We start from the raw sequence: 2,345 nt of genomic DNA, 5'->3' as shown, positions 1-2,345 counted from the left end.
CTCCCCGCTGCCCCGCCTCGTCGTCCTCACCGACGACTTCGACGCGCTGGTAGCCCCGGCGCTCGGCTCCCCCGGCCGGCCCGCCGCCGGTTCGGTCGTGCGGGCGCTGGAGGCCGTGGCCCGGGACGGCGGGCGGCTCGGGGTGCACCTGGTCGCCACCTCCGCGCGCCCCGACCGCACCGAGGACACCGAGCTGGCCCGTGGCGCCCGGCTGCGCATCGTGCTGGACGCCCCGGTGCTGCCGCCGTCCCCGGACGAACCGGCCCCGGGCCGGGGCCGGTTGGGGCATCCGGACGGCCGGGTGACGCCGTTCCAGGGGGGCCGGGTCACCGGGCGCATCCCGCGTACGGCGACGCTGCGTCCGACCGTCGTCCCGCTGGAGTGGGAGCGGATGGGCGATCCGCCGACCCGGCGGCCGGTCCGGGAGCTGGGCAACGGGCCGACCGACCTGGCCCTGCTCGCCAGCGCTCTGGAGCGCGCGGCCCGCTCGGTCAACGCCGAACGGCTCCCCGCACTCGTACCGTTCACGGCCTGACCAACGCCCGAGCACCGCACGACCACAGCCCGAGCACCGCACGAGCACCGCCCGACCACAGCGTGCGACCACGGCCCGACGACGGCCCGACCGCGCCCTGACGACAACCTCCGGGAGCACCCTCCTACCCCTGCCCGGGCAGGCTTCCGACATGCCCTGACATGACGTCACGAGGCGATCACGATCGGCGCGTTGGAGCACCCGGCGGTATTGCGGGGCCCGTGCACCGGGCGTAGGACTGTGCGCACGGACGACGTAGTCCGGGCATGCGGACGTGGCCGGGCGCGTAGGGAAGAAACGGGGCAGGAATGCGCACAACCCTCTCGATACGCAGGACCGCCGTCGTGTTCGCGGCGGTCGGCGCTCTGGCGCTCACCGGCTGCGGGGACGACGGCGACGGCAAGAAGAAGTCGGGCGACGACTCCGGCAAGGGCACGGACAGCGCGTCCACGGTCGACCTGCCGAAGCTGGACGGGGAGAACGTCTCCGTCGCCGCGGTCTGGACCGGACCCGAGCAGGAGAACTTCACCAAGGTGCTGGACGAGTTCGAGAAGCGTACGGGCGCGAGTGTCACCTTCGTCCCGGCGCAGGACCCGATCATCAACTTCCTGGGCACGAAGATCGCGGGCAAGCAGCCGCCGGACGTGGCGATGATCCCGCAGGTCGGCGCGATCCAGCAGGCGGCCGCGAAGAAGTGGGCCAAGCCGGTCGGCGCCGAGGCGAAGGCTCAACTCGACAAGAACTACGCCAAGGTCTGGCAGGACCTCGGCGCGGTCGACGGCACGCAGTACGGGGTGTACTTCAAGGCCGCCAACAAGTCCCTGATCTGGTACAACGCCGCCGCGTTCGACAACGCGGGGGCGAGCGAGCCGAAGACCTGGAAGGACTTCCTGACGACCGCGGAGACCGTCTCCGCCTCCGGCGTCACCCCGGTCTCGGTGGGCGGCGCGGACGGCTGGACCCTGACCGACTGGTTCGAGAACGTCTACCTCTCGCAGGCGGGCCCGGAGAAGTACGACCAGCTGGCGAAGCACGAGATCCCGTGGACCGACCCGTCCGTCAAGGACGCGCTGACCTCGCTGGCCGAGCTGTTCGGCAAGCCGGAGCTGATCGCGGGCGGGGCGGACGGGGCGCTCCAGACGGAGTTCCCGGCCTCGGTGACGCAGACCTTCACCGGGGGCGACCAGCCCAAGGGCGCGATGGTCTTCGAGGGCGACTTCGTCTCGATCAACATCGCGCAGACCGAGGCGAAGATCGGCACGGACGCCAAGGTCTTCCCGTTCCCGGCGGTCGGCGCGGACTCCCCGGTGGTGACCGGCGGCGACGCGGCGGTGGCTCTGAAGGACAGCAAGGGCGCGCAGGCGCTGCTGACCTGGCTGGCGTCGTCGGACGCGGCGAAGATCTGGGCCGAGGCGGGCGGGTTCATCTCCCCGAACAAGGGCCTGGACCTGAAGGCGTACCCGAACGACGTGCAGCGCACGATGGCGCAGGCGCTCATCGACGCCGGTGACGACGTGCGGTTCGACATGTCCGACCAGGCCCCGCAGTCGTTCGGCGGGACGCCCGGTGCGGGCGAGTGGAAGATCCTCCAGGACTTCCTGAAGAACCCGAAGGACATCGCGGGAACCCAGAAGAAACTGGAGTCCGCGGCGGCCAAGGCGTACAAGAGCTGACGCCGTGACGACAGCGACCGCGGGGGGGGGCCGGGGGGGGCCCCCCCCCCCCCCCCCCCCCCCGGCCGCGCCCGGCCCCCCCCCCCCGCCGCCCCCCCCGCGGCGGGCCCGCCCCCCCCCGGGGCGCGCGGGGGGGG

1 protein-coding gene and 1 pseudogene are annotated in these 2,345 nt (G+C 73.0%); both read left to right on the top strand.

What is annotated here, in order from left to right; translation table 11 throughout:
* Positions 1 to 535 (top strand): annotated as a pseudogene (locus JS521_RS30955) (FHA domain-containing protein); the annotation flags it as partial.
* Positions 536 to 843: 308 nt separating this feature from the next.
* On the top strand, positions 844 to 2,208 hold the full coding sequence (locus JS521_RS30950) for an ABC transporter substrate-binding protein (RefSeq protein WP_205086238.1): 1,365 nt from the start codon (positions 844 to 846) through the stop codon (positions 2,206 to 2,208).
* Positions 2,209 to 2,345 lie beyond the last annotated feature (137 nt).

It is taken from the genome of Streptomyces durocortorensis (assembly GCF_016901035.1).
In the GTDB taxonomy this organism is placed as follows: domain Bacteria; phylum Actinomycetota; class Actinomycetes; order Streptomycetales; family Streptomycetaceae; genus Streptomyces; species Streptomyces durocortorensis.
Note: the sequence above shows the minus strand (reverse complement) of the source record. Positions and strands in the feature narration are given on the sequence as shown.